At 66.3% G+C, this 24,284-nt stretch carries 26 protein-coding genes, 1 tRNA gene and 1 other RNA gene; 17 read left to right on the forward strand and 11 right to left on the reverse strand.

Annotation, left to right across the window (positions count from 1 at the left end; genetic code table 11):
* Positions 1-15: 15 nt before the first annotated feature.
* The 5 genes from FK527_RS02215 to ffs form a co-directional block, all read right to left on the reverse strand.
* Complete coding sequence (locus FK527_RS02215; protein ID WP_144729208.1) at positions 16-228, reverse strand: type II toxin-antitoxin system HicA family toxin; 213 nt, start codon at positions 226-228, stop codon at positions 16-18.
* Positions 225-434, reverse strand: coding sequence for a type II toxin-antitoxin system HicB family antitoxin (locus FK527_RS02220; RefSeq protein WP_144729210.1), 210 nt, complete (start codon positions 432-434; stop codon positions 225-227). The genes FK527_RS02215 and FK527_RS02220 overlap by 4 nt, the downstream gene beginning before the upstream one ends.
* An 8-nt stretch (positions 435-442) precedes the next feature.
* Positions 443-1,012 carry a peptidoglycan L,D-endopeptidase MepK gene (gene mepK / locus FK527_RS02225; protein ID WP_144729442.1) on the reverse strand — a complete coding sequence of 190 codons (570 nt, stop codon included), beginning with the start codon at positions 1,010-1,012 and terminating at the stop codon, positions 443-445.
* 42 nt (positions 1,013-1,054) lie between these two features.
* On the reverse strand, positions 1,055-2,764 hold the full coding sequence (locus FK527_RS02230) for a L,D-transpeptidase family protein (protein WP_144729212.1): 1,710 nt from the start codon (positions 2,762-2,764) through the stop codon (positions 1,055-1,057).
* A 128-nt stretch (positions 2,765-2,892) separates the two neighbouring features.
* Positions 2,893-2,988, reverse strand: an RNA gene (gene ffs / locus FK527_RS02235) — signal recognition particle sRNA small type.
* A 35-nt stretch (positions 2,989-3,023) separates the two neighbouring features.
* On the opposite strand from ffs, the gene dnaX reads away from it, so the two are divergent.
* The 4 genes from dnaX to FK527_RS02255 all read left to right on the forward strand — a co-directional run bounded on the left by dnaX (position 3,024) and on the right by FK527_RS02255 (position 6,563).
* Positions 3,024-5,012, forward strand: coding sequence for a DNA polymerase III subunit gamma/tau (gene dnaX / locus FK527_RS02240; protein WP_144729214.1), 1,989 nt, complete (start codon positions 3,024-3,026; stop codon positions 5,010-5,012).
* A 58-nt stretch (positions 5,013-5,070) separates the two neighbouring features.
* Positions 5,071-5,394 carry a YbaB/EbfC family nucleoid-associated protein gene (locus tag FK527_RS02245; RefSeq protein ID WP_144729216.1) on the forward strand — a complete coding sequence of 108 codons (324 nt, stop codon included), beginning with the start codon at positions 5,071-5,073 and terminating at the stop codon, positions 5,392-5,394.
* A 68-nt stretch (positions 5,395-5,462) separates the two neighbouring features.
* Positions 5,463-6,053, forward strand: coding sequence for a recombination mediator RecR (recR, locus tag FK527_RS02250; protein ID WP_144729218.1), 591 nt, complete (start codon positions 5,463-5,465; stop codon positions 6,051-6,053).
* 93 nt (positions 6,054-6,146) lie between these two features.
* Positions 6,147-6,563 carry an MAPEG family protein gene (locus tag FK527_RS02255; RefSeq protein WP_144729220.1) on the forward strand — a complete coding sequence of 139 codons (417 nt, stop codon included), beginning with the start codon at positions 6,147-6,149 and terminating at the stop codon, positions 6,561-6,563.
* 51 nt (positions 6,564-6,614) lie between these two features.
* Here FK527_RS02255 and msbA read toward each other — a convergent pair whose 3' ends face one another.
* The 3 genes from msbA to FK527_RS02270 form a co-directional block, all read right to left on the reverse strand.
* A complete protein-coding gene (gene msbA, locus FK527_RS02260; RefSeq protein WP_144729222.1) occupies positions 6,615-8,438 on the reverse strand; it encodes a lipid A export permease/ATP-binding protein MsbA in 1,824 nt (607 codons plus the stop codon).
* A 251-nt stretch (positions 8,439-8,689) separates the two neighbouring features.
* Complete coding sequence (locus tag FK527_RS02265) at positions 8,690-8,968, reverse strand: type II toxin-antitoxin system RelE/ParE family toxin (RefSeq protein ID WP_144729224.1); 279 nt, start codon at positions 8,966-8,968, stop codon at positions 8,690-8,692.
* Entirely contained in the window at positions 8,965-9,198 is a 234-nt protein-coding gene (locus FK527_RS02270; protein WP_144729226.1) for a TA system antitoxin ParD family protein, read from the reverse strand. Before FK527_RS02270 ends, FK527_RS02265 begins: the two co-directional genes overlap by 4 nt.
* A 301-nt stretch (positions 9,199-9,499) precedes the next feature.
* Here FK527_RS02270 and tolB point away from each other — a divergent pair, with 301 nt between their 5' ends.
* The 5 genes from tolB (at position 9,500) to FK527_RS02295 (ending at position 13,141) form a co-directional block, all read left to right on the forward strand.
* Positions 9,500-10,831 carry a Tol-Pal system beta propeller repeat protein TolB gene (gene tolB / locus FK527_RS02275; RefSeq protein ID WP_144729228.1) on the forward strand — a complete coding sequence of 444 codons (1,332 nt, stop codon included), beginning with the start codon at positions 9,500-9,502 and terminating at the stop codon, positions 10,829-10,831.
* 65 nt (positions 10,832-10,896) lie between these two features.
* Positions 10,897-11,424 (forward strand): peptidoglycan-associated lipoprotein Pal, encoded by a 528-nt coding sequence (gene pal, locus FK527_RS02280; protein WP_144729230.1) that lies wholly within the window; start codon positions 10,897-10,899, stop codon positions 11,422-11,424.
* The gene (gene ybgF, locus FK527_RS02285; protein ID WP_144729232.1) at positions 11,424-12,185 is read left to right on the forward strand and encodes a tol-pal system protein YbgF; all 762 of its coding nucleotides are present in this window, start codon (positions 11,424-11,426) and stop codon (positions 12,183-12,185) included. The genes pal and ybgF overlap by 1 nt, the downstream gene beginning before the upstream one ends.
* On the forward strand, positions 12,182-13,036 hold the full coding sequence (locus FK527_RS02290; RefSeq protein WP_144729234.1) for a tRNA threonylcarbamoyladenosine dehydratase: 855 nt from the start codon (positions 12,182-12,184) through the stop codon (positions 13,034-13,036). The genes ybgF and FK527_RS02290 overlap by 4 nt, the downstream gene beginning before the upstream one ends.
* A 29-nt stretch (positions 13,037-13,065) precedes the next feature.
* Positions 13,066-13,141 (forward strand) — tRNA-Lys (locus FK527_RS02295).
* Between the two features lie 130 nt (positions 13,142-13,271).
* Here FK527_RS02295 and FK527_RS02300 read toward each other — a convergent pair.
* The 3 genes from FK527_RS02300 to lysS form a co-directional block, all read right to left on the reverse strand.
* Positions 13,272-13,676: a type II toxin-antitoxin system VapC family toxin gene (locus tag FK527_RS02300; RefSeq protein ID WP_144729236.1), complete on the reverse strand. Its 405-nt coding sequence runs from the start codon at positions 13,674-13,676 to the stop codon at positions 13,272-13,274.
* Positions 13,673-13,945 carry an antitoxin gene (locus FK527_RS02305; RefSeq protein WP_144729238.1) on the reverse strand — a complete coding sequence of 91 codons (273 nt, stop codon included), beginning with the start codon at positions 13,943-13,945 and terminating at the stop codon, positions 13,673-13,675. The genes FK527_RS02300 and FK527_RS02305 overlap by 4 nt, the downstream gene beginning before the upstream one ends.
* Before the next feature lie 78 nt (positions 13,946-14,023).
* Positions 14,024-15,613 carry a lysine--tRNA ligase gene (lysS, locus tag FK527_RS02310; RefSeq protein WP_144729240.1) on the reverse strand — a complete coding sequence of 530 codons (1,590 nt, stop codon included), beginning with the start codon at positions 15,611-15,613 and terminating at the stop codon, positions 14,024-14,026.
* An 83-nt stretch (positions 15,614-15,696) separates the two neighbouring features.
* Here lysS and FK527_RS02315 point away from each other — a divergent pair, with 83 nt between their 5' ends.
* From FK527_RS02315 to FK527_RS02350, 8 genes are read left to right on the forward strand one after another with little or no spacing between them, the layout of a single operon-like run.
* The gene (locus FK527_RS02315) at positions 15,697-17,334 is read left to right on the forward strand and encodes a lipid II flippase MurJ (RefSeq protein ID WP_144729242.1); all 1,638 of its coding nucleotides are present in this window, start codon (positions 15,697-15,699) and stop codon (positions 17,332-17,334) included.
* Between the two features lie 10 nt (positions 17,335-17,344).
* Complete coding sequence (locus tag FK527_RS02320; RefSeq protein ID WP_144729244.1) at positions 17,345-18,217, forward strand: aldolase/citrate lyase family protein; 873 nt, start codon at positions 17,345-17,347, stop codon at positions 18,215-18,217.
* Positions 18,214-18,777, forward strand: coding sequence for a sugar transferase (locus FK527_RS02325; RefSeq protein ID WP_281287811.1), 564 nt, complete (start codon positions 18,214-18,216; stop codon positions 18,775-18,777). Before FK527_RS02320 ends, FK527_RS02325 begins: the two co-directional genes overlap by 4 nt.
* A gap of 2 nt (positions 18,778-18,779) precedes the next feature.
* Positions 18,780-20,612, forward strand: a complete 1,833-nt coding sequence (gene asnB / locus FK527_RS02330) for an asparagine synthase (glutamine-hydrolyzing) (RefSeq protein WP_144729246.1) — start codon at positions 18,780-18,782, stop codon at positions 20,610-20,612.
* Positions 20,609-21,877 (forward strand): UDP-glycosyltransferase, encoded by a 1,269-nt coding sequence (locus FK527_RS02335; protein ID WP_144729248.1) that lies wholly within the window; start codon positions 20,609-20,611, stop codon positions 21,875-21,877. The genes asnB and FK527_RS02335 overlap by 4 nt, the downstream gene beginning before the upstream one ends.
* The gene (locus FK527_RS02340) at positions 21,852-22,856 is read left to right on the forward strand and encodes a hypothetical protein (RefSeq protein WP_144729250.1); all 1,005 of its coding nucleotides are present in this window, start codon (positions 21,852-21,854) and stop codon (positions 22,854-22,856) included. Before FK527_RS02335 ends, FK527_RS02340 begins: the two co-directional genes overlap by 26 nt.
* 22 nt (positions 22,857-22,878) lie before the next feature.
* Positions 22,879-23,568, forward strand: coding sequence for a class I SAM-dependent methyltransferase (locus tag FK527_RS17770; protein WP_186298357.1), 690 nt, complete (start codon positions 22,879-22,881; stop codon positions 23,566-23,568).
* Positions 23,565-24,281 (forward strand): acylneuraminate cytidylyltransferase family protein, encoded by a 717-nt coding sequence (locus FK527_RS02350; protein ID WP_246072629.1) that lies wholly within the window; start codon positions 23,565-23,567, stop codon positions 24,279-24,281. Before FK527_RS17770 ends, FK527_RS02350 begins: the two co-directional genes overlap by 4 nt.
* Positions 24,282-24,284 lie beyond the last annotated feature (3 nt).

Here is a 24,284-nt window from a genome sequence, read left to right on the forward strand (position 1 = left end):
CAAGCAACCACTGGGCTACAGGTCTCCCGGAGTGATGCCGGTATGTTTGGCGATGCGCGCGAGCATCCGCGGACCGATTTCTTCGCCGTCGTGAAAGGCGAAGACGAAATCTGGACATCCCTCGCGAGCCAAGGTGCGGTGAGAACCCGACTGCCGTTTGATCCTCCAGCCCATGCCAAGCAACACCGTAAGCAGACGCCTGGCCTTGATGGACGGCCATTGGCTCATGCGGCGATGGGGATGGAAATATGGATGGGAACGGGGCGAGCCTCGCTGTTTTCGAGGCGCTCGGCCAGTGTGCGCAGAGCCAGTATTTCAGCCTTGGCCATGGCTTGCTCGGCGGTGTTGCCGTAGCACAGGACGCCCGGTAGCTGAGGCACCTCGGCAATCCAGCGACCGTCGGTTTCTTCTTCGCATTCGATGCTGAAATTCATGATTCACCTCACCAGCGCCGCACCGGCCCCGTGTCCAAGTGCACGAACTGCTCGCCCGGGTAAAAACCCACGCCGCCCTGGCGCAGCGAGAGTGCGGCGTCGCGCAGGTCGGTGAGCGGCACGCCGGGCAGACGCACGTCTATGGCCTTGCCGACCATGTGCAGGCTGTGCTTGGCCACGCCGCCGCTGCGCGTGTTGCGCAGGGTGTTGTTGGTGGCGGGGCTGCGGTAGCCCGAGATCACCTCGAAGGGCTGCTGTGTGCCAAGCTCCTGGCGCACCAGGTGCAGCAGGTTGAAGAGCTGCGGGTCCATGCTGCCGATGGCACCGCTGTAGTGGTCGCGCAGAAAGTGGTTCAGGCTGAACAGCGCCTCGGGCACGAACTGGTCGTTGAGCGCATACACCAGCGCCAGGCGCTCGCCCGTGTGCGTGTGGTGAAACGACAGCTGGCGTGCATCCGGAACGCTCGCGAACGCGCGCGGCGCCTGTGGCAACACGGCGCCGGCGAGCAGCCACCGGCCCAGGCCAAGGAGGCGGCGGCGCGTGGGGTGACTGGTGGATGGGGGCGGCGGAATGGGCATGGCGGTTTCCTGATCGAAAAGCGGGTTCTCCACGTTCTTTTTCTATGGCGCGATGTGCGGTACGGGCAGCGGCGCAGCGCGGCGTTGTTCAGTCTGTGCACGCAGTGCCTGGGCCAGCAGTCGGTCGTGGCCATAGAGGTCGGCGAGGAAATATACCTTGCCTTGCTGGATGACCGTGGTGATGTAGGCAATCACCACCGGAATGGGCTCCGCCAGGCGGATGGTGCTGGACTTGCCCGCGGCCATGGCTTCGCGGATGCGTTCCTCGGGCCAGGCGGGGTCGTTTTGCAGCACGAAGCGCGCCAGTGCCACCGGGTCTTCGACGCGGATGCAGCCGTGGCTGAAGTCGCGCCGCGGGCGTGCGAACAATTGCGTCGCCGGCGTGTGGTGCAGGTAGATGTTGCTGTTGTTGGGGAAGATGAACTTGATGTCGCCCAGCGCGTTGCGCGGCCCGGGGCGCTGGCGGATGCGCATCTGGCCGCGCAGCACGGCGTCGAGGTAGGCCGGCGCGAGCGCGGTGTGCACGCGGCCTTGGGCATCGACGAACTCGAAACCTTCGCGCGCGAAGTAGCCCGGGTCGCGGCGCAGGCGCGGGATGGTTTCGCTGCGCGCGATCGAGGGCGGGATGTTCCAGTACGGGCTGAACTCGATGAAGCGCATGTCCTCGTCGAACAAGGGTGTGCGTGTGTCGAGCGCCTTGCCCACGATCACCTTCATGCGCAGGCGCAGCACGATGCGGTCATTTTGCTGCTCATAGGCGCGCAGCATGAATTCGGGCACGTTGATCACGATCATGCGCGGGCCGCGCAGCAGCGGTGTCCAGCGCAGGCGCTCCATGGTCAGCGCGATCTGCTGCGCGCGCGCGGCGGGTGGCACGTCGAGCGCTGCCAGCGTGGCCTGGCCGATCACGCCGTCGGGCTCGAGCGCGTGGCGTTCCTGGAACAGTTTGATGCCGTTTTGCACGCTTTCATCGTAGCGCGCGGGTACGGCGGTGTCCGGTGGCAGGTCGCCCAGGGCCACGAGGCGCTGCACGAGCAGCGGCAGCCCGGCCCACTCCTGGCCCAGATCGAGTTTGGGATTGCGGCTGGCTTTGCGCGCCGCAGCCTTCGCCGCAGTCTTGGAGGGTGTGGACGTCGCAGGAGCCGGCAAAGGCGGCAGCGGCGCGGCCCAGGCGGGGTGCGCACCGAGCGCGCGGTACTGCGCGAGCGCGCTGCGCAGCTGGGCGTATTGCGGCAGCTGCGGTGCCGCGGCGCGCACGCCGGCGTGCAGGCTGGGGGCAGCGAGCGCCTGCTGCAACAGCTGCGCCGGGTCGGTGCGCGTGGGGGCGGGCAGGCTGTAGTCCTGGTGCACGGCGCGCGGATCGACGCGGCCCGAGTGCAGGTCGCTCAGGTAGCGCTGCAGTGCGGCGCTGAGTGCGTCTTCGAGCTGCCGCGCCGTGGCCTCATGCAGCACTACGCCCTGCGCAGCGGTACTGATGGCCTGCGCAAGTGCCGTGGCACTGTAATCCTCAGGTTCTAGCCCTTCGCTTGCGGCGTCGGCAAGAATTTCCACGGCCTCGTGGGCGCGCGCGGTGGGGCGACCCTCGGTCAACCACGGCGCAGCCTGCGTAGGGAGGCTGCAGGCCCAGAGCCACAGGGCCAGCAGCGCAAACTGCCAGCCGCCGTGCCGGCCGTCATGCCGGCTTACGGGCCCTTTGCAAAACAAGGACTTGCGCCGAGAGGAATCGGAGAACTGGCTGGAGGGGCAATGCATGAGGCAGCGAGGGGCTGGAGCCGCAGCGATGGCAAAAGCCTTGCGCTGGGGGAAAAGCCCCTGGCGCATGGAAAACCGAACCTGCGCACGCAAAGGGCGCAAGGCGGAAAAAAAGGGAAAGGAAGAAAGGTGACGAGCCTGACCCCGGCACTGGCTCCACGGTGAGGGCTGCTTGGTTCCCCACCTGACCCGGTTGGCCGCTTCACCATGCGAGGAGGCCCGTCGCCGGCGATTGTAGCCTGCCCGTAGAATCGGCCGCATGTCCTACGTCGTGCTCGCCCGCAAGTACCGCCCGCGCAACTTTTCTGAAATGGTGGGGCAGGAGCACGTGGTGCAGGCCCTGCGCAACGCGCTCACGCAGCAGCGCCTGCACCACGCCTACCTGTTCACGGGCACGCGCGGCGTGGGCAAGACCACGGTGTCGCGCATTCTGGCCAAGTCGCTCAACTGCCAGGGGGCGGACGGGCAGGGCGGCATCACGGCCAGTCCGTGCGGCGTGTGTGCGGCCTGCACGGCGATCGACAGCGGCCGCTTCGTCGATTACACCGAGCTCGACGCGGCCTCGAACCGCGGCGTCGAGGAGGTGCAGGCGCTGCTCGAGCAAGCCGTTTACAAGCCGGTGCAGGGGCGCTTCAAGGTCTTCATGATCGACGAAGTGCACATGCTCACGAACACGGCCTTCAACGCCATGCTCAAGACGCTGGAGGAGCCGCCCGAGTACCTCAAGTTCGTGCTCGCCACCACCGACCCGCAAAAAGTGCCCGTCACGGTGCTCTCGCGCTGCCTGCAGTTCAACCTGCGGCCCATGGCGCCCGAGACGGTGCAGGGGCATTTGGCGCAGGTGCTCGCGGCAGAAAACGTGCCCGCCGAGCCGCAGGCGCTGCGCCTGCTCGCGCGCGCCGCGCGCGGCTCCATGCGCGACGCGCTCTCGCTGACTGACCAGGCGATCGCCTACGGCAGCGGGCAGCTGCAGGAAGCCGCGGTGCGCCAGATGCTGGGCAGCGTCGATCGCAGCTACGTCTTTCGCCTGATCGATGCGCTGGCGCAGGGCGACGGCCGCGCGGTGGTGGAAACGTCCGAGGCGCTGCGCCTGCATGGCCTCTCGGCCGCTTCCACCCTCGAAGAAATGAGCGCCGTGCTGCAGCGCATGGCGGTGCTGCAGGCCGTGCCGCAAATGGCCGCCGCCGTCGATGCGCAAGACCCCGAGGCCATCGAAACCGCGCGCCTGGCCGCGCTGCTGCCGGCCGACGAAACCCAGCTGCTCTACAGCCTGTGCCTGCACGGCCGCGCCGAGCTGGGCCTCGCGCCCGACGAATACGCCGCGCTCACCATGGTGCTGCTGCGCCTGCTGGCTTTCAAACCGGCCGGCGGCACTGGCGGTGCCGCCCACGCGGAAAAAAAAACACTGACGCCGCCTGATGCCGCCGCGCGCGCGCCTGCTGCAGCGGCGCCGATGCCGCCGGCTGCTGCGCCAAACTTCAAGCCAAAAGAGGCTCTAGCGCCCATTCCACCTGCGCAAGCAGCTATCGATGTGGGAGTGAATGGAGCGTCGGTGCAGCATGCCGCTGCGACGCCTGCCGGCAATGCCCCTGCGGAGCCTGCTGCGCTTTCCGATATAGAGCAAAAAACGCCTCTAAGGCAGATGGATACAGCGCAAGCAGCTCCTCCCGTCATAGCAATTCCGGTGCGCCACATGGCCGAGCCGGTGAGCCCGCGTTTGCAACCCAGGGTGCCCACGGTGCCAGAAGCCATGCCCGAACCCGCGCCTACGGCGGCACCACCCTTGGCCAGCGCCACCAGCAATGCCACGGCGGCCGCTCCAGCGCCGATCGTGGCAGGCGCGCGTGGTGTGGCGGGCGAAGGTAGTGAGGATGGCGACGTCTGGCACGCCGCGGTGCAGCAGCTCGTGGCCAGCGAGACCATCGGCGCGCTCGTGCGCGAGCTGGCCTTGCAGGCGCAGCTCGTGGCGCGTGATGGCCGCCATTGGCATTTGCGCGTGGAGCGCGAGGCGCTGAATCAGTCCACGGCGCGCGAGCGCCTGCGCAGTGCGCTCGAAGCCGCGGGCTACGCCAGCCAGATCAGCGTGGAGGTGGGCCTCGTCACGGACAGCCCGGCGCGCCGCAACGCCGCCGCCGCGAGCGCGCGCCAGCGCGAGGCCGAGGCCATCGTCATGAACGACCCTTACGTGCAGACACTGCAGCGCGCGTTCGGCGCGAAAATCGTGCCCGGCAGCATCCGGCCGGCCTGACGAAAAGCCGCCGCGATCCACTTCCCCTCTCCATTTTTTCATTCGCAAAGGAAATTCCATGTTCAACAAAGGACAGCTCGCCGGCCTCATGAAGCAGGCCCAGGCCATGCAGGACAACCTCAAGAAGGCGCAGGAGGAGCTTGCGCAGATCGAAGTCGAGGGTGAATCGGGCGCGGGCCTGGTCAAGGTGCTCATGACCTGCAAGCATGACGTCAAGCGCATCACCATAGACCCGAGCCTGCTCGCCGAAGACAAGGACCTGCTCGAAGACCTGGTGGCCGCGGCCTTCAACGCCGCTGTGCGCAAGGCCGAAGAGACCTCGGCCGAGAAAATGGGCAAGCTCACCGCCGGATTGCCCGGTGGGATGAAGTTCCCTTTTTAATTCGATAGCTGCTAGCGCTTGACCTATCTGCCTTTGCGCGCGTTTTCTTCTGATTTTTTGCAGTACGCATGACCCAATCCCATGCGCTCGATGCGCTGATCCAGTCCTTGCGACGCCTGCCGGGCGTGGGCGTCAAGTCGGCCACGCGCATGGCTTTTCACCTGCTGCAGCACGACCGCGCAGGCGCCGAGCAGCTTGCGCGTGCGCTCGAAGACGCCGTGCGCTCGGTGCACCACTGCGCGCGCTGCCACACTTTCACTGAAGCTGAAGTCTGTAGCACCTGCCTGGATCCGCAGCGCGACGCCACACGGCTGTGCGTGGTCGAGACGCCGGCTGACCAGGCGGCGCTCGAGCGCACCGGCGCGTTTCGCGGGCGCTACTTCGTGCTGCTGGGGCGCCTCAGCCCGCTCGACGGCGTGGGGCCGCAGGAGATCGGCCTGCAGGAGCTGATCGCGCGCGCGAGTGACGGCGTGGTGCAGGAAGTCATCCTCGCCACGAGTTTTACCGCCGAAGGCGAGGCCACGGCGCATGTGCTCAGCGAGGCGCTGCAGCGCCGCGGCGTGCGCGTCACGCGCTTGGCGCGCGGCGTGCCCGTGGGCAGCGAGCTCGAATACGTGGACCTGGGCACCATCGCGCACGCGCTCGCCGACCGGCGCTGAGGGCGTTTTTTCTTCACGCAGCCGTGGTCACGGCGCAGGCGTCAGGCTTCTGGCAACATCGCCACCCCCGCAATGACACCCATGGAGGAGAACATGCCAACGACCGCCCACTTCACCCTGGCCTATTGGTGCGTGCTGATCGCGGCACTGCTGCCGCTGGTCTGCGCCACGCTCGCGAAAAAAGGCGGCTTCGGCCGCGCGCCGCAGGCCGGCGGCTACGACAACCACGCTCCGCGCGAATGGCTTGCGCGCCAGCAGGGCGCGGCTGCGCGTGCCAACGCTGCGCAGGCCAACACCTTCGAGGCGCTGCCGTTTTTCATCGGCGCGGTGATCATCGCGCACCAGCTCGGCGCGCGCCAGGGTTTGGTCGATGCGCTCGCGCTCGCCTTCATCGCGCTGCGCATCGTCTATATCTGGCTCTACGTGGCCGACAAGGCCATGGCGCGCAGCGCCGTGTGGACGCTGGCGCTCGCCGCGAACATCGCAATCCTGTTCAGCGGCTACCGTTGAGCGTCTGGGGGTCTGCGCGACGATGAACCCGCCAGCGTTGCGGCCTCGGGCTCAAGCACCTTCGGACTCCAGCCCCCCGGGCCGCGTCTGCAAGCGCGCATAAAGACCACCGCGCGCCATCAATTCTGCGTGCGTGCCCTGTTCGACGACCCGGCCCCGGTCCATCACGATGAGGCGGTCGGCGTGCTCTATGGTCGAGAGGCGGTGCGCGATCACCAGCGTGGTGCGCCCTTGCATCAGGCGCTGCAGGGCTTCCTGCACCAGGCGCTCGGATTCGGTATCGAGCGCCGAGGTGGCTTCGTCGAGGATCAGGATGGGCGCGTCCTTGTAGAGCGCGCGCGCAATCGCGAGCCGCTGGCGCTGCCCGCCCGAGAGCTGGGTGGCGTTGTGCCCGACCAGCGTGTGTATCCCTTGCGGCAGCGCGGCCACGTAGTCGCCGAGGTTGGCCGCAGCCAGACACGCCTGCACGCGCTGCTCGTCCACCTCCTGCCCGAGCGCGACATTGGCGGCGATGCTGTCGTTGAACATCACCACGTCCTGGCTCACCATCGCAAACTGTGCGCGCAGCGCGTCCAGGCGCCACTCTGGCAGCGCGTGGCCGTCGAGCAGCACCTGCCCCGAAGTCGGGTCGATGAAGCGCGGCAGCAGGTTCACGAGCGTGGTCTTGCCCGCACCCGAGGGGCCGACCAGCGCCACCACTTCGCCGGGCTGCACGCTCAGGCTCACGTGATCGAGCGCGGGTGCGCGCTCGGGGTCGAAGCGCACGCTCACGTCCTGCAGCGTGATCGCGCCCTGCACGCGCGCGACGGCGTAGCTGCCGCCGCTTTCGGCGCCGGCCTCGTCGAGCAGCGCCAGGCCGCGCTCGAGCGCCGCCACGCCGCGTGTGATCGGGCTCGTGATGTCGGCCATGCGCCGGATCGGCGCGATCAGCATCAGCATGGCCGCGATGAAGGCCACGAAACCGCCCACGGTCACTTCGCGGTTTGCCATCGCGCCCTGGCTTTGCCACAGCGCGATGCAGATCACCGCCGACAACGCCACCGCGGCCAGCAGCTGCGTGAGCGGCGTCGTCGCCGCCGAAGCGATGGTGGACTTGATCGCGAGCTGGCGCAGGCGCTGGCTCAGGCGTGCAAAGCGCTTGGCCTGGCTGGCTTGCGCGCCGTGCAGGCGCACCATGCGGTGTGCGAGCACGTTTTCCTCGACCACGTAGGCGAGTTCGTCGGTGGCCTCCTGGCTGCTCTTGGTCAGGCGATAGACGCGGCCCGAAAGCGTCTTCATGATCCAGCCCACGCCCGGCACCATCACGGCCACGATCAGCGTGAGCTGCCAGTTCAGGTAAATCAGGTAGCCCAGCAGCGCCACCAGCGTGAAGCCGTCGCGCGAAATGCCCAGCAGCGCCTGCACCAGCAGCATCGCGCCGGTCTGCACTTCATAGACCACGGCGTTCGAGAGCGCGCTCGCCGTCTTGCGCGAAAACAGCGCCATGTCCGCCACCAAAATGCGCTCGAACAGGCGCTGGCGCAATTTCTGCATGCCGTCGTTGGCGATGCGTGCGAGCGCATATTGGCCGGCAAACTGCGCGAGCCCGCGGACGAAGAAAATGCCCACGATGGCCACGGGCACCGTCCACAGCGGCAAGTCGCGCTCGGTAAAGCCGTGGTCCAGCAGCGGCTTGAGCAGCGCCGGAATCAAGGGCTCGGTCGCCGCGCCCGCGATGGTGGCCGCAAAGGCCACGATCCAGGCCAGGCGCTGGTTGCCAAAGTAGGGCGCGAGCCGCGCCAGCCGTGCGCGCAGGCCGGCTGCGGGCGCCGGGGACGGGGCGGGCGCAGGCGGCGCAAGCTCTTGCGCCGCGTCTTGTGGTGGAGAACTTTGCATGGCGCGCGGATTCTACGGTTCATTTTCTGTCGCAGCTGTGGAGCACGTTTTTCGGGGGCAGGGTTACATCCGCGCGGAAACCCTGGCGATCCAGTCCGGCTTCAAGTCGCGTACCCAGGCCATCGGTGAACGAGGCGGCGATGCCCCGCGATGGTCGATGCCGCGATCGCCGGTGACCACCGCCGTGAGGACAGCCTGGGGTTGCGCTTTGGGCGTGAGTCCCTCCCGGCGGCTGCCCCGCCAGGTTCGGGTTAGCGCTTGAGGTCGCGGTAAAAGTTCTCGTGGGGGCCGACGGATTCGAGATACACCAGCTGGACGCCGTCATCGCGGGTGTAGCCCAATAGGTAGAGCTGGCCGAGGCAGCGGAACTTGTAGACCCACAGCTCCGAGAGGTCGCCTTTCTTCTTCTCGCCGATGCCAGGGTCCTTGGCTACGGCCTCGACGGCTGTATCCACTTCGGCTACCACGTTGTCGTGCAGCTTCTTGTAGATGCGGGCAAAGCGCCGGGTTTGGCGAACGTCCCAGCTCATGCCTTGGCTGCTGAGCGGGGTACGAAGACGGTGCTGTCCTCACGTGGCTCGGCCATGCTCATCAGGCTCTCGGCAATAAACGAGGCTGGCAAATCCGGGTTGTCGAGCGCGGCGCGTCCCACCTTGGCCCAGAACTCCACCTGACCCTGCACGGTACGGAACTCGGCTTTGGCTGCCGCGCGTGCGGCGCTGACCAGACTCTCATCGATACGCACAGACACGGTGCTCATCGCAATTTCCTCTGAAGTTGATTTACCACAATTGTAGTCAAGCGCTGTGCTGTGGTCAAACGAACTGGGGCTCAACCCAGATTGTCCATTAGGACGCGGAGCGATGGCGAGGCGGCTGGCGCGGCAGTTTGGTCGCTGGTGAGGCCCGAAGGGCCGCCTAATGGACAATCTGGGATTAATGGTGCGAAGGCTGGGTGCTATGGTTTTGCATACGGTTTGTCACGCCCGCGGCGGGTGCAGTGTGTACCATTCGAGGCTTTTCAGCTTGGCGCGGCATTTGCGCGGTTTTCGCAGGCAGTCCATGACCACTGATCACTCATATTCCTCTCTCCGCTTCCCTTCGTCCCTGCCGCAGCGCTCTGGGCTCTTGCGTCGCCAGATGCTCGCGGCCTTGGCGGTCAGCCCGGCCTTGCCGGCGCTGGCGCAGTTTCGCGTCGAAGTCACGGGCGTGGGGCTGACGCAGCTGCCCGTGGCCATCGTGCCGTTTCGTGGTGAGACACAGGCGCCGCAGAAGATCGCCGCGATCGTGCAGGCCGACCTGGAGCGCAGCGGGCAGTTTCGCGGCGTCGATACCGCGGGCGCGGCGCTCGACGAAATGTCGCGCCCCGACCTCACGCCGTGGCGGCAAAAGGCTGCCGACGCGCTCGCCACGGGCAGCGTCACGCGCCTGGCCGACGGGCGCTACGACGTGCGCTTTCGCCTCTGGGACGTGGTGCGCGGGCAAGACCTCGGCGGGCAGGGTTTCGTCGTCACGCAGGGCGACCTGCGCCTGGTGTCGCACCGCATCGCCGACTTCATCTACGAAAAACTCACGGGCGAGCGCGGCATTTTTTCCACGCGCCTCGCCTACGTGACCAAATCGGGCGGACGCTACAGCCTCTGGATCGCCGACGCCGACGGCGAAAACGCCCAGCCCGCGCTCACGAGCCCCGAGCCCATCATCTCGCCCGCCTGGTCGCCCAGCGGCGCGCAGATCGCTTACGTGTCCTTCGAGTCGCGCAAGCCCGTGGTCTATGTGCACGAGGTGGCCACGGGCCGGCGCCGGCTGATCGCCAACTTCCGCGGCTCCAACAGCGCGCCCGCCTGGTCGCCCGACGGTCGCACGCTGGCCGTCACGCTCACGCGCGACGGCAATTCGCAGCTATACCTCATCGACGCGAACGGCGGCGAGCCACGCCGCCTGATCCAGAGCGCGGGCATAGACACCGAGCCGGTCTTCACCAAGGACGGCCGCAGCATCTATTTCGTAAGCGACCGCGGCGGCTCGCCGCAAATTTACAAAATGCCCGTGGGCGGCGGCAACGTCGAGCGCGTGACCTTCACGGGCAACTACAACATTTCGCCCTCGTTGAGTCCCGACGGCCGCTGGATGGCCTACATCGCGCGCATCGGCGGCGCCTTCAAGCTGCACGTCATGGACTTGGGCTCGGGCGCGATCACCGCCATTACCGACACCAACGCCGACGAAAGCCCGAGCTTTGCGCCCAACAGCCGCCTGATCCTCTACGCCACGCAAGTCCAAGGGCGTGAGGCGCTCATGACGACCACGCTCGACGGCAAGATCAAGGCGCGCCTAGCCGGGCAGAGCGGCGACATCCGAGAGCCCGATTGGGGGCCGTTCCAAAAACAATGAATTGCCGTTCGGGGCGCTGCTCCCCCAATTCCTATCCCACATCCATGACTTTGCGGAGAACTTCCATGATCCAACGCCTCACCCTGGCCATTTCCATCGCCGCCCTCGTGGCCGGTTGCAGCTCCGGCGTCAAACTGAGCGAGCCGCCCGTCGAAGACAAAACCGCCGTCCCGACGACGGGGGCCGATACCGCCAACACCGCGCAAAGCACCGTGGCGGGGGTGGACCTGGGGCAAAGCGCGCGCGACGCCGCCGGCCCGCAGGGCGTGAGCCGCCTCGTGTATTTCGACTTCGACAGTTACGTCATCAAGCCCGAGTTCCAGTCGCTGCTCGAAGCCCACGCGCGCTTTCTCAAGGCGAATCCGGGCCGCAAGCTTGCGATCGAAGGCCACACCGACGAGCGCGGTGGGCGTGAATACAACCTCGCGCTGGGCCAAAAACGCGCCGAGGCCGTGCGCCGTGCATTGGCGCTGCTGGGCGTGCCCGACAGCCAAATGGAAGCCGTGAGCTTCGGCAAAGAGAAGCCCGCCCTCGAAGGCCACAACGAAGACGCCTGGGCGAAGAACCGCCGCGCCGAAATCTCCTACCGCTGATGGCCATGGCAGCACATTCATGGTCGTTCTTGCGGCCGACCAGAGCGCTGCTGGCGCTGGCCTTGTTCTGTGCGCTCTTGCCTGCGGGCCGTGCGGCCCTGTTCGAGGATGGCGAGGCGCGCCGCGCCATTTTGGAGCTGCGCCAGCGTGTCGATCAACTGACGCGCGACAACGAACAGCAGCGGCGCGGCCTGCTCGATCTGCAAGCGCAAATCGAGACGCTGCGTGCCGACCAGGCCAGGTTGCGCGGGCAGAACGAGCAGTTGATGCGCGACGTGGCCGACCTGCAGCGCCAGCAAAAAGACATGGCACAAGGGGTGGACGCGCGCCTGCGCCAGTTCGAGCCGGTCAAGGTGTCGGTCGATGGCCAGGAGTTCCAGGCCGACCCCGCAGAAAAGCGCGACTTCGAAGCCGCGCTCGCGACCTTCCGCGCCGGCAAATTCGCCGACGCGCGCACGGCCTTCGCCAGTTTCCTGCAGCAATACCCGCGCAGCGGCTACGCCCCTTCGGCGCGCTTTTGGCTCGGCAATGCGCAATACGCCTTGCGTGACTACAAGGCGGCGATCGACAGCTTCAAACAGCTGCTCGCGCAAGCGCCGCTGCATGCCAAGGCACCCGAGGCCCAGCTTGCCATCGCCAATTGCCAGATCGAGCTCAAGGACACGCGCAGCGCGCGCAAAACGCTCGAAGACCTGCTGCGCAGCTATCCGCAGTCCGAAGCGGCCGTGGCGGCCAAAGAGCGTCTTTCGCTATTGAAATGAGTGCTGCTCATGCAGACCGTGTGCTGCTTGTGGGGCCGCAAGATGTGGACTTGCAGCGCCGCTTCAGCGGCCTCGAGCGCCTCTACGGCATCGCAGGTGCGCAGCGCATCCGTGCGGCCCACGTGGCCGTGGTCGGCGTGGGCGGCGTGGGCTCCTGGGCGGCCGAAGCGCTCGCGCGCAGCGGCGTCGGGCGCATCACGCTGATCGATTTCGACCACGTGGCCGAATCCAACATCAACCGCCAGATCCACGCCCTGTCTTCCACCCTGGGCCAGGCCAAGGTGCTGGCCATGCAGGCGCGCATCGCCGAGATCAACCCGTGCTGCCGCGTCACCTGCATCGAAGAGTTCGCCACAGCGGACAACTGGCCCGCCTTGCTGCCCGAGCTGCCGCACGCCGTCATAGACGCCTGCGACCAGGTGCAGGCCAAGACCGCGATGGCGGCCTGGGCGCGTGCGACCGGAGCTTTGTTCATCTGCGCCGGCGCCGCGGGCGGCAAGCGTCTGGCGCACAAGGTGGACATTGCCGACCTCAGCGCCGTCACGCACGACCCGCTGCTCGCGCAGCTGCGCTACCGCCTGCGCAAACACCATGGCGCGCCGCGCGCGGGCAAACCCATAGGCACCCCCTGCGTCTTCAGCCGCGAGGCCGTCGCCCCGCCAGACGTCTCCTGCGTCGTGCAGGGCGACGGCACGCTGAGTTGCCACGGCTACGGCTCGGTCGTCACCGTGACCGCCACCTTCGGCCTGTGCGCCGCCGGCTGGGTGCTCGATCAGCTCGCGAGCCCAACGCAAAAAATCAAGGTGTCTGAAAAAGAAGCTATAATGCGAGGCTTTCCTGAACGCAGGTAAACCAACCTGGGCAGAGAAATGGGAAAAATGGGACGTTAGCTCAGCTGGTAGAGCAGCGGACTTTTAATCCGTTGGTCACAAGTTCGAATCTTGTACGTCCTACCAAAACACCAAATGAATCAAGCACTTACGGCGGAGACGCGGTAGGTGCTTTTTTCTTTCCCGCTGCAGGCAGATTTTTTGCCAAAAAGTTGCCGGACTTCCAGTAAACGATGGCACCCGCTTTCTGGGCTGGCTATCTTTCCAGCCAGTTCTCCAGCTTGAGGCCCCGGATGCGGTGGAATTCGCGCGTGTTGTCCGTCACGAGCGTGAGGCCGAGCGCAAGGGCGTGGGCGGCGATCAGCAGGTCGTTCATGCTGACAGGCTGACCCGCCGCTTCCAGCTCGGCGCGGATGCCGCCATATTCAGCGTCAGCCGGGATATCCAGCGGTAGCACAGGAATCGTTTGAAGAATGTCCTCCACCCTGGCACGCAGCTTGGGTGAGCCCTTCTTTGCACAGCCATAGCGCAACTCGGCTGCGACGATGATGCTGGTGAATATTTCCTTCGGCCCGACCTGCTCGATGCGGCGTGCAGCGGGCCCATCGGGGCTGCGAATCATGTCGCTGATGATGTTCGTGTCCAGCAGGTATCCGCTCAAAATAGGTCCTCCGGCCGGGCGGGCATGTCCTCGATGGCCGGGAACTGATCTTCTGGCCCCAGCGGCGCTTCTTTTCTCCACTCGGCCAGCAGTTCGACGATGTTCGTTGGTCTGGTCACTGGCTCGATGATGAGTTTGCTGCCCTCGCGGTGGATCAGCACACGATCCCCCGGCAACTCGAACTCCACAGGAATTCGCACCGCCTGGCTGCGGTTGTTGCGAAACAGCTTGGCCTCTTTGGGTCTGGAGGGCGTCAATAGATTTGGCATGACATCGCTTTCGTTGTATATGCCAAAATGTATATGTCTATCCGCGCTGCGTCAACCGTGTCGCTTTCGGGCGGCTGGTCAGCCCTCGCGGCGCAGCGCTGGGAACAGGATCACGTCGCGAATGCTGGGGCTGTCGGTCAGCAGCATCATGAAGCGGTCTATGCCTATGCCGCAGCCGCCCGCGGGCGGCATGCCGTATTCGAGCGCGCGCACGAAGTCGTGGTCGAAATACATGGCTTCGTCGTCGCCGCTGTTTTTCGCCGCAACCTGCGCGTGAAAGCGTGCGGCTTGCTCCTCGGCGTCGTTGAGCTCGGAAAAGCCGTTGCCGAATTCGCGCCCCGTGATGTAGAGCTCGAAGCGCTCGGTGACTTCGGGGCGCAGGTCGTTGGCGCGCGCGAGCGGCGAGATTTCGGTCGGGTGCTCCATGATGAAGGTGGGCTGCCAGAGCTTGTCTTCGACCGCCTCCTCGAAGTAAAGCACCTGCAGTCCAGCGAGCGAGCGGCTCGAGAGCCGGTCGTTTTCTTCGCTGCGGCCCAGGCGCTTGAGCGCGCTGATGAGCCAGACCGGGTCATCGACGTGTGCGCCGGCTTCGGTGTGCTGGAAGATCGCCTCGCGGATGGTCAGGCGCGCAAAGGGCTGCGCCAGATCGACCGCGCGGCCCTGGTAATAGAGCTGCAGCTTGCCCACGGCCTTGAGCGCCGCGTCGCGGATCAGCTGCTCGGTGAAGTCCATCAGGTCGCGGTAGTTCCAGTAGGCCGCGTAGAACTCCATCATCGTGAACTCGGGGTTGTGGCGCACCGAGATGCCTTCGTTGCGGAAGTTGCGGTTGATTTCGAACACGCGCTCGAAGCCGCCCACGAGCAGGCGCTTGAGGTAGAGCTCGGGCGCGATGCGCAGGTACATGTCCTGCTCGAGCGCGTTGTGGTGCGTGACGAAAGGGCGCGCGTTGGCGCCGCCCGGAATCGGGTGCAGCATGGGCGTTTCGACCTCGAGAAAGCCGTGCTGCACCATGAATTCGCGAATCCCCGCCACCGCCTTGCTGCGCGCGACGAAGCGCCGGCGCGCGTGCTCGTCGGTGATCAGGTCGACGTAGCGCTGGCGGTATTTTTGCTCCTGGTCGGCCATGCCGTGGAACTTGTCGGGCAGCGGGCGCAGGCTCTTGGTGAGCAGGCGCAGGTTCGAGACCTTGACCGAAAGCTCGCCGGTCTTGGTCTTGAACAAAGTGCCCTCGGCGCCGAGGATGTCGCCCAAGTCCCAGTGCTTGAAGGCTGCGTAGAGCTCCTCGCCCACGGCGTCGCGCGTGATGTAGAGCTGTATGCGCCCCCCGCCTTCGCCCACTTCGCTGAGCGAGCCGTCTTGCAGCGTGGCAAAGCTCGCCTTGCCCATGACGCGCTTGAGCATCATGCGCCCGCCCACGCTGACCGCAATGGGGCTGGATTCGAGCAGCTCGGCCGGCGTCTCGCCATGCGCGGCGTGCAGCTCGGCCGCGTGGTGCGTGGGCTGGAAGTCGTTCGGGAACGCTACCGGGCCGCCTGCGGCCTGCTGCTCGCGCAGCGCGCGCAGTTTTTCGCGGCGCTCGGCGATGAGCTGGTTTTCGTCGTGCGCGATGGGGTTGGGAGCGTGGCTTGGCTGGGCGGGGGCGGCGGCGGGTTTTGGGGTGTGCGGCATGGGGGGGGGCATCAGCGTGGCGCTGACCGAAGAGGCCAAAAACGGCTGATTTTAGGTTTTTGTGGCCTTGGGATAATCCGCCCATGTTTTTCAAAGCCGGGGTCTTGTCCTTTGCCTTGCTGCTGGCAAGCCGCGTGCTCGGCCTGGTGCGCGAATCTGCGCAGGCGGCGGCTTTTGGCGCTACGGGTTTGGGCGACGTGGCCGTGTTGATGCTCAGCCTGCCCGACTGGCTGGCGGGCGTGCTGAGCAGCGGGGCGCTCGCGTATGTGCTGCTGCCGCACTGGGCGCGCGAGACGCCCGCGCAGCAGGACGCCACGCAAAAGTGGGTGCAGTGGCGCCTGCTTTGGCTGGCGGCAGCGCTTGCTGTGCTGTTGTGGCTGGCGCAGGGGCCGCTGGCCGCATGGCTCTTGCCGGGCGCGGCGCCGCAGCTGCGCAACGCCGCCCTGGTCTGGAGCGCGCTGGCTTTGCCGGCAGCCTTGCTCGCGGGGCTCTGGGGCACGCGGCTGCAGCACGAGTGTGATTTCGTCGGGCTCTACAGCGCCAATCTGGTGGTGAACGCCGTGGTGATCGCGGCCTTGCTCTTGCTTGCCTGGGGGGGCGGCGCGCAGGGTGTGCCGCACGGCGTCAGCACGCTGCTGGGGCTGAGCTTGCTGGCCGCGATGCTGCTGCGGCTGGCTTGGCAAGGCTGGCGCCTGCACGGGGCGAAGAAGGCGAGGAGGCTGAAGCGCGCACCTGCGACGGCGTTCGGGCCTGCCTTGGCTGCCGGGGTGGACGGGGTGGACGGGGTGGACGGGGTGGACGGGCCTGCGGCGCATTCGCAGCCGGCCCTCTCCAAGGTCGGCGGGCTCCCAGGCTGGCACAGTTGGCTGTGGGCAGCGTTGGCAGCGGGCCTGCCTTTGACCTTGCCTTTTGCGGCGCGCAGCCTGGCCTCGGCGGCCGGCGCAGGGGCCTTGGCCGTGTTCAATTACGCCTGGAAACTGGTCGAACTGCCGCTGGTGCTGGCCATACAGCTGGTGGCTGCGCTGGCCTTCCCGGCGATCGCGCGCGCGCATGCGCACGCGGCCACGGCCGAGGCTCCCGACGGGCTGCACAGCCCCGCCATGGTCCAGGCCGTGCGCAGTTCTCTGGCGTTGGCGTGGACGCTGGCCTGCGCCGCGGCTGCGGCCCTGGTCGTCGGCGCGCCGGCGCTGGCCAGCCTGCTGTTCGGCTGGGGGCGCATGCAGCCCGAGGCGCTCGCACAAGTGGCTGCGTGGGGGGCCACCGGGGCGTGGGGGCTGCTGCCGCAGGCATTGGCCGCCGTGGCGCTGACCGTGCTGGCCACGCTGGGGCGGCTGCGCCTGGCCGTGCTGGCGTACGCGCTGGCGCTGGCCGTGCTGCTGTTGGCGGGCGCGGCGGGCTTGCACCAGGGGGGCGCGCTGATGGGTTTGCTGAACGTGTTGTTTTGCGGCGTGGCCTTGGCCGCCTGGTGGGGGCTGGGGCCGGCAGCGCGCCAGTGCCTGCCAGTGCGCGCCATGCTGGTGCCTTTGGCGGTGCTGCTCGCCCTGGCCTGCGCCGCCCAGTGGTGGGCTGCGGCAATGGGCGATCTGGGACACGCGACGCTGGTGCGGGGCTTTGGGAAAAATCAGGCATTCATGCTTGCCTGTTCAGCATGGGCAGCTATTCTAGTGATAGCTTCAGGCTGGTTCGGGGCGCCGCAGTTGCGCGAGGCCTTGCGGTCATAATCCCGCCCTCATGATCGATTTTCTGCAGATCACCAACGACCCTGTGCTGGCGCGGCGTTGCGCTGCGCTGCAGGGCATGCGCCTGTTCGTCGATCTGGAGCGCCACGGCAAGGCCGAGCGCCAGGCCGGGCGCAACACGTTCATCAGTACGCACACCCTGGACGACGTGGGCCGCATGCGTTGCGCCCTGGATCAGGCGTTGGTTCACGCGCAAGACGCTGGCCCCAAAGCGAACAAGGCGCACAAGGCGCGCCTCATGGTGCGGGTGAACCCCTTGCACCCTGGCAGTGCGCAGGAAGTCGATGCCGTGCTGGCGCAGGGGGCCGACTGGCTGATGCTGCCGATGTTTCACACGCCCGCTGAGCTGCACGCCTTCAGCGCCCTGGTCGCGGGGCGTGCGCCCATCGTCGCATTGCTGGAGACAGCGGGCGCGCTGCACTCGATCGAGGCGTGGGTAGCTACGCCCGGTTTGTGCGAGGTGTTCGTGGGGCTCAACGACCTGCACCTGGAGTTGGGCTGCCGCTTCATGTTCGAGCCGCTGGCGCTGGGCCTGCTCGAGCCTGTGGCGGCGCAGGCGCGGGCGCGGGGCCTGCGCTTTGGCTTCGGCGGGCTTGCGCGGCTCGACGAGGGGCTGCTGCCGGGGCGCGATGTGCTGGCCGAGCACCTGCGCCTGGGCTCGCAAGCCGTGATCCTCTCGCGCACCTTTCACCGCAGCGATGCGCCGACAACCCTCGAAGAAGCCATTGCCGAGTTGCGACAGGCCGAGGCCGCGCTTGCCCGCCGCACGGCGCAGCAGGTACAGGCCGACCGCGCACGCATCGCCACGCGCATCGCTGCGATCGCCGCAGGCCAGCCTGCAGCGCAGGAAATGCTACGTAAATGATGAGCTGCAAGCGCTTGCTGGACGTGGCCCTGTCGCTGCTTTTGCTGTGCCTGCTGAGCCCGCTGCTGCTGCTGACGGCGCTGGCGATCGTGCTCGAAAGCGGCAGCCCCGTGCTGTACCGACAGACCCGGCTGGGGTTGCACGGAGAGCCCTTCGGCATGCTCAAATTCCGCAGTATGGTCCAGAATGCCGCGGCCATCGGCCCCTACTTCACGCAAACCGACGATCCGCGCATCACCCGCGTGGGGCGCTTCATCCGCCGCACCAGCATCGACGAACTGCCGCAGCTGTGCAACGTGCTGCGAGGCGAGATGAGCCTGGTCGGCCCGCGGCCCGACGTGCCGGCGCAACGCGCGCTGTATTCCGACGCCGACTGGGCACAGCGCTGCAGCGTGCGCCCCGGCATCACCGGCCTGGCGCAGGCGCTGTACCGCTCCGAATCGACCGAGGCGCAGCGCCTCGCCGCCGACCTGCGCTACACGCACGAGGCCTCTTGCTGGCTCGACCTGAAAATCCTGCTCCTCACATGCAAGCGCCTGTCAGGCAAAGGGGGAAACTGAGCATGTGCGGCATCTTCGGCTACTGGGATCGGGCGCTGTGTGCCTTGCCGCACGAGGCCCTGCAAGCCATGGCGCGCACGCTCGCGCACCGCGGGCCGGACGACGAGGGCATCCGCCACCAGCCGCAGCGCGGCGTGGCCCTGGGCAACCGGCGGCTGGCGATCATCGACATCGCCGGCGGGCACCAGCCCTTCGTGAGCGACTGCGGCCGGATCGCCGTGGTGCAAAACGGCGAAATCTTCAACTACGTGGAACTGGCTGCAGAGCTGCGCGCGCAGGGCGTGCGGCTGCATACCCACTCCGACACCGAAGTCATCCTGCGCCTGTACGAGCGCGAAGGCATCGCCTGCCTGCGGCGCCTGAACGGCATGTTTGCCATCGCCATCGACGACGCGCGCGAGGATGCGCTGTACCTGGCGCGCGACCGTATCGGCGTCAAACCGCTGTACGTGGCCGACGACGGGCAGCGCCTGCTATTCGCTTCAGAAATCAAGGCATTTTGGCCGCCAGCGCTTGCGCAGCGGGCACGAGCAGCTATCGACCTGGAAGCAATTCACCATTACCTCAGCTTCAACTACATCCCGCCGCCCTGGACGGCCTACGCCGGCGTGCGCCACCTCATGCCCGGCACCTGGCACAAATACACGCGCGGCCGCCACGTGCACACAGAGCGCTGGTGGAGCCTGGCAGGCCAGCGCGAGTGCGATCAGCGCTTCGAGGACTGGGCCGAAGAATTCCTGGCCCTGCTCGACGACGCCGTGCGCATACGCCTGCGCGCCGACGTGCCCTTTGGCGCCTTTCTCTCGGGCGGGGTGGATTCGAGCACCATTGTCGCCCTCATGGCGCGGCATGTGCAGGCACCGGTGCGCAGCTTCAGCATCGGCTTTGCCGATCCGCGCTACGACGAATCCGGCCATGCCGAACTGGCGGCGCGGCGCTTTGGCTGCGCGCACACCAGCGAGGTGGCCGTACTCAACATGCTGAGCCGCTGGCCGCAGGTGCTGCACCAGCTCGACCAGCCGCACGGTGACGCATCCTTCATGCCCACGCTGCGCGTGAGCGAACTCGCGGCGCGGCACGTGAAGGTGGTGCTGACCGGCGACGGCGGCGATGAACTGTTTGCAGGCTACGACAAATACGCCCAGTTCTTCGCCCGACCCGACGCGCTGGCCCTGCCGCAGCCGGCATTCGAGCGCCGCTACTTCGACAGCATTTCGCTCTTCACCCCCACGGCCAAGAACGCGCTGTACCGCCCTGAGGTGCGCGCACGGCTCGAAGGCCTGGACAGCTTCAGCGCGGCCGCGCAGCCCTGGTTGCAAGAGGCGCAGCACTTCGACCGCATCAACCAGGCGCTGTACCTGGACATGCAACTGCTGCTGAGCGGCAACAACCTGGTCAAGCCCGACCGCATGGGCATGGCCGTGGGCCTGGAGGCGCGCACGCCTTTCCTTGACTGGCGCCTGATGGAGTTCGCCTTCCGTGCCCGCGGCGCGACCAAGCTGGCGCCCGATGGCGACAAAAAACACTGGTTCAAACGCGCCGTGGCCCCGCTGATCGGCGAAGACCTGGCGTACCGCAAGAAACAGATGTTCACCGTACCCATAGGCGACTGGTTCCGCGCAGAATGCTACCCCTGGTTGTGCGATTTACTTCAAAATAGTGAGCTGCTTATGCAGTATTTTCAGGCGAAAGAGATAGATTTGATGCTGGAAAAGCACCGATCCGGCAGCGCCAATTACACGCGCGAGTTGCGGGCGTTGGCGGCGTTGGCGGTGTGGGCGCAGACCCAGAGACTTGGGCTGGGCATGGCGCTGACTGGGGAGGGTCGCGTATGAAGCAGCGGCCTACTTGGCTGTTCGTCTGTTATGGCGGCGGGCACGTAAAGGCCCTGTTGCCAGTGGCCGAGCGCGTGCGCGCTCTGGGCGTGGCCGAGCCGCTGATGCTTGCGCTCACTACGGCGGCGCCGATCGCCCGCGCCCGGGGGGTGCCCACCCTCGGTTTTCGTGACCTTCTCGAACCTGGTGACCACCTCGCGCTCGCGATCGGCGAGCGGCTTGCAGATCAACTCACCGTGCAGGCTGCCGAGCGGGACGAATCGGTGGCCTATCTGGGCCTGTCCTACACCGATCTCGAGCAACGGCACGGCGCGGCCGAGGCGGCCGAGCGCTACGCGCGCTATGGTCGCCTGGCCTTCCTGCCGCTCACCGTCCTCGAGCGAGCCTTGCGGCGCGTGCAACCGGCGCTGGTGCTCGCCACCAACTCGCCGCGCGCGGAGCAGGCTGCGATCGAATCCGCCCGCGCGCTTGGCATCCCGAGCCTCTGCCTGCTTGACCTCTTTGGCATCTGGGAGCGCGAACGCCTCGTCCGTGCCGACTATGCCGACGCGCTCTGCGTCCTCAACGAAGCGGTGCGAGCAGCCTTCATCGCTGCAGGGCGCCCGCCTGAGCAAGTGTTCGCCACGGGCAACCCCGCCTTTGACGGCCTGCGCGACCCGACGCTGCCCGCGCTGGGCGCCGGGCTGCGTCGTGAGGCCGGGTTCGAAGGGAAATACGTGCTCTTGCTCGCCACCTCGTCAGAGCCGGCGCGCGTCCCGGGAATCACCGCCGTTGGCGACCCGCAGTGGCCGCGACGTATCGAGCAGCGCCTGATCGAAACGGTCCGGGGTGACCCGCGGCTCGCGCTCTGGTTGCGCCGCCACCCCAGCGAGCCGCCAGCCGACGTGGTTGCCGCCCTCGCGCACCCGCGCATCCGCGTAGCCGGCGCTGAGGTGCCGCTGCACGCCTGGCTGCACGCTGGTGACGAGGTGCTGGTGACGGTTTCCACGGTCGGCGTCGAGGCGGCGCTTGCCGGACGGCCAGTTACGCAGGTGCGAGGCTCCATTCTCGATGGGTTGAGTCCGTTTGACCGGATGGGCGTGGCCACCCGAACCGTGGGGTGGGATGAATTGGGAAGTGCATGGTCGGGACCTCTGATGGGTCTGAGCAAAGAACAGAACCTGCCGAGCGACTTGGCTCTTTCTGCCACCGATGCAGTGTTGGATGTTGCGCGACGACTCCAATTGGGGGGACGGGTTTATGAGACTGCGCGTCATCGAACTTAACGAGGCGCAGCGGCGGTTCGAGGGGCTTGCACCGAGTTTGCAAGTCGCGAGCATGAGTCCGGCGTTCGCAGCTGCCGACGCGCGGAGAAGTCCGGCGTTGCGGTGCATCCACGTGGCCCTTGAGTATTGCGAGTTTGAATGGATGACCTCGGTGCACTTGCAGCCTTTTTTGGGGCGTTCGGATTGGCAAGGTGCCATTTCGCCCTATGGGTACGGTGGCATCCTGACCACGTGCTCCGATCGCGAAAGGCTTCAGGCGGCATGGGCGCTATGGCAGCAGTGGTGTTGCGCACATGGGGTCGTGGCCGAGTTGGGACGGTTTCATCCGCATCTGGCTTCTGAAGCGGCATTTTTCGGCCGCGTGCACCTGAATCGACAAACGGTGTCGATAGACCTTCGCCGCGGAGAGATCAGCGCGGGTTTCAACCCGCTGACGAAAAGAAAGATCAATCGTGCGCGACGGCATGAAGTGCTGACACGCTGGAGTCGTAACGCCCTCGACTGGGAGAGATTCGTCCTCTTTTACCGTGAGGCGATGGTTGCCATGGACGCGCGGCCGTTCTACTTGTTCCCAGACTCGTACTTCGAAGCGGTCCGTCTTTTGCCGCAGTCCCGCCTGTTGGTCTGCGAATTGGATGGGGAGTGGCTCTCTGCGGGTATTTACTTGTTCGGAGGCTGCGTTGCGGAATATCACCTCGGTGCCAGCAGTCCAAGCGGAAAGTCGATTGGCACGCCTTATTTGATGCAATGCGTTGCAGCGGAAACGGCGCAGTCTGAGGGGCTCGAGTGGCTTTATCTCGGCGGGGGGACGGATACGAGAGAGGACAACTCTTTGTTGTTTTACAAACTTGGGTTTTCTCGGATCACTCGAAGCTTTTATGTCGGCGAAGCGGTTCACGACCCCGAAACCTATTGGGCGCTCGCGGCGCAGCGTGGGTACAGTCTCGAGGTGCTGCCGCCGCGAGTGCTGCTGGACTAATCATCATTCATGTGGAGCATTCATGACGCGAGATCCATTGTGGGAAGAAATTTTTACCGAGCGCGCATGGGGGCGATACCCTAGCGAGGACTTAGTTCGGTTTGGTGCACAGCGGCTAGGCCATCGGCAGCCTCGAAGCGATGTGCAGGTGCTGGAGGTTGGCTTCGGAACCGGCGCCAATCTTTGGTACTTCGCCCGTGAGGGGTATTCTGTTGCGGGATTGGAGGGCACCGAAGCGGGCTGTCGAAGGGCTCGTTCCCGCCTCGATCTGGAGGTGCCTGGATGGAATCGCGTCATGAGCGACGAATGCTTGCGTGTCGGCGACATGTGTGAGCCTATGCCGTGGCCTACTGACACGTTCGACGCGGTGGTTGACTGTAACGCCGTCATGTGTATCGACCATGCATCGGCCTGCGAGGTCTACGCTGAGATGCATCGAGTGTGTCGGCCCGGCGGGTGGCTCTATGTTCGAACTTCGGCTTCAGGGACTTGGGGCGAAGGGACCGGTGAGGCATGCGGTCATCATGCATGGCGTTGCTCGGAAGGGCCATTCTTGGGCACAGGCATGGTTCGATTTGCAACGGAGTCTGATTTGCTCCTCTTATTTGCGCCGTGGGAGTTGGTGAGTATCGAGCAGGTATCGCGAACTCTGAAAGGCCGCCAAAAGATACACATCGAATGGGTTGTCATTGGGAGAAAGGCGCCGACGTGACCGGTCTCACTATCGCCACCATCTGCGCGCGGGGTGGCAGCAAGGGCTTGCCACGCAAGAATGTGCGGCCGTTCGCGGGCAAGCCGCTCATTGTGCACAGCATCGAGCAAGCGCAGGCCTGCGCCCAGATCACCGGGGTGTATGTCTCGACGGACGATGATGAAATCGCAGCGGTGGCCGGGGCGGCAGGGGCCATCGTGCCCTACCGGCGACCGACAGAGCTGGCCTCCGACGAGGCGAGCAAGCTCCCGGTCATAGAACACCTTGTGCAGCACCTCGAAGCGTCGGGTCTCGCTATTGCCACAGTGGTTGACCTGCAGCCCACCTCACCGCTGCGCACCGCCGAAGACATTGCTGGCGCGCTGGCCGTGTTCGCCGAGACCACTGCCGAACTTGTCGTGAGCGTCACTGAGCCTTCGCACAACCCCTACTACACGTTGGTCGAGGCGCAGCCCGACGGCACGCTGGCGTTGTCCAAACCCGCGGCTTTCGCGCGGCGGCAGGATGCACCGACCGTCTGGGGACTCAATGGCGCGATCTATGTCTGGCAGCGCGCAGCCATCGCGCGCGCCGTGCGAGACGGTTTCTGGAGCGTCGCTGTGCGGGCCTATGCTATGCCGCGCGCGCGTTCGGTCGACATTGATGACCGGTTTGATTTCGAACTCGCTAATTGGTTGTACCGGTACACGCTCAACCCCGATTCTGAGGATTGAATC

The sequence above is a fragment of the Extensimonas perlucida genome, from assembly GCF_007655255.1.
GTDB lineage: Bacteria > Pseudomonadota > Gammaproteobacteria > Burkholderiales > Burkholderiaceae_C > Extensimonas > Extensimonas perlucida.

Excerpts from the sequence above, each read along its gene's own strand:
- FK527_RS02325 (WP_281287811.1), top strand. The coding sequence starts at position 18,214 with ATGATGAGCTGCAAGCGCTTGCTGGACGTGGCCCTGTCGCTGCTTTTG.
- FK527_RS02255 (WP_144729220.1), top strand. The coding sequence starts at position 6,147 with ATGCCAACGACCGCCCACTTCACCCTGGCCTATTGGTGCGTGCTGATC.
- FK527_RS02270 (WP_144729226.1), bottom strand. The coding sequence starts at position 9,198 with ATGAGCACCGTGTCTGTGCGTATCGATGAGAGTCTGGTCAGCGCCGCA.
- dnaX (WP_144729214.1), top strand. The coding sequence starts at position 3,024 with ATGTCCTACGTCGTGCTCGCCCGCAAGTACCGCCCGCGCAACTTTTCT.
- FK527_RS02335 (WP_144729248.1), top strand. The coding sequence starts at position 20,609 with ATGAAGCAGCGGCCTACTTGGCTGTTCGTCTGTTATGGCGGCGGGCAC.
- lysS (WP_144729240.1), bottom strand. The coding sequence starts at position 15,613 with ATGCCGCACACCCCAAAACCCGCCGCCGCCCCCGCCCAGCCAAGCCAC.
- FK527_RS17770 (WP_186298357.1), top strand. The coding sequence starts at position 22,879 with ATGACGCGAGATCCATTGTGGGAAGAAATTTTTACCGAGCGCGCATGG.
- FK527_RS02215 (WP_144729208.1), bottom strand. The coding sequence starts at position 228 with ATGAGCCAATGGCCGTCCATCAAGGCCAGGCGTCTGCTTACGGTGTTG.
- pal (WP_144729230.1), top strand. The coding sequence starts at position 10,897 with ATGATCCAACGCCTCACCCTGGCCATTTCCATCGCCGCCCTCGTGGCC.
- FK527_RS02340 (WP_144729250.1), top strand. The coding sequence starts at position 21,852 with ATGAGACTGCGCGTCATCGAACTTAACGAGGCGCAGCGGCGGTTCGAG.
- FK527_RS02320 (WP_144729244.1), top strand. The coding sequence starts at position 17,345 with ATGATCGATTTTCTGCAGATCACCAACGACCCTGTGCTGGCGCGGCGT.
- recR (WP_144729218.1), top strand. The coding sequence starts at position 5,463 with ATGACCCAATCCCATGCGCTCGATGCGCTGATCCAGTCCTTGCGACGC.
- FK527_RS02290 (WP_144729234.1), top strand. The coding sequence starts at position 12,182 with ATGAGTGCTGCTCATGCAGACCGTGTGCTGCTTGTGGGGCCGCAAGAT.
- FK527_RS02245 (WP_144729216.1), top strand. The coding sequence starts at position 5,071 with ATGTTCAACAAAGGACAGCTCGCCGGCCTCATGAAGCAGGCCCAGGCC.
- FK527_RS02265 (WP_144729224.1), bottom strand. The coding sequence starts at position 8,968 with ATGAGCTGGGACGTTCGCCAAACCCGGCGCTTTGCCCGCATCTACAAG.
- msbA (WP_144729222.1), bottom strand. The coding sequence starts at position 8,438 with ATGCAAAGTTCTCCACCACAAGACGCGGCGCAAGAGCTTGCGCCGCCT.
- mepK (WP_144729442.1), bottom strand. The coding sequence starts at position 1,012 with ATGCCCATTCCGCCGCCCCCATCCACCAGTCACCCCACGCGCCGCCGC.
- tolB (WP_144729228.1), top strand. The coding sequence starts at position 9,500 with ATGACCACTGATCACTCATATTCCTCTCTCCGCTTCCCTTCGTCCCTG.
- FK527_RS02305 (WP_144729238.1), bottom strand. The coding sequence starts at position 13,945 with ATGCCAAATCTATTGACGCCCTCCAGACCCAAAGAGGCCAAGCTGTTT.
- ybgF (WP_144729232.1), top strand. The coding sequence starts at position 11,424 with ATGGCCATGGCAGCACATTCATGGTCGTTCTTGCGGCCGACCAGAGCG.
- asnB (WP_144729246.1), top strand. The coding sequence starts at position 18,780 with ATGTGCGGCATCTTCGGCTACTGGGATCGGGCGCTGTGTGCCTTGCCG.
- FK527_RS02315 (WP_144729242.1), top strand. The coding sequence starts at position 15,697 with ATGTTTTTCAAAGCCGGGGTCTTGTCCTTTGCCTTGCTGCTGGCAAGC.
- FK527_RS02220 (WP_144729210.1), bottom strand. The coding sequence starts at position 434 with ATGAATTTCAGCATCGAATGCGAAGAAGAAACCGACGGTCGCTGGATT.
- FK527_RS02230 (WP_144729212.1), bottom strand. The coding sequence starts at position 2,764 with ATGCATTGCCCCTCCAGCCAGTTCTCCGATTCCTCTCGGCGCAAGTCC.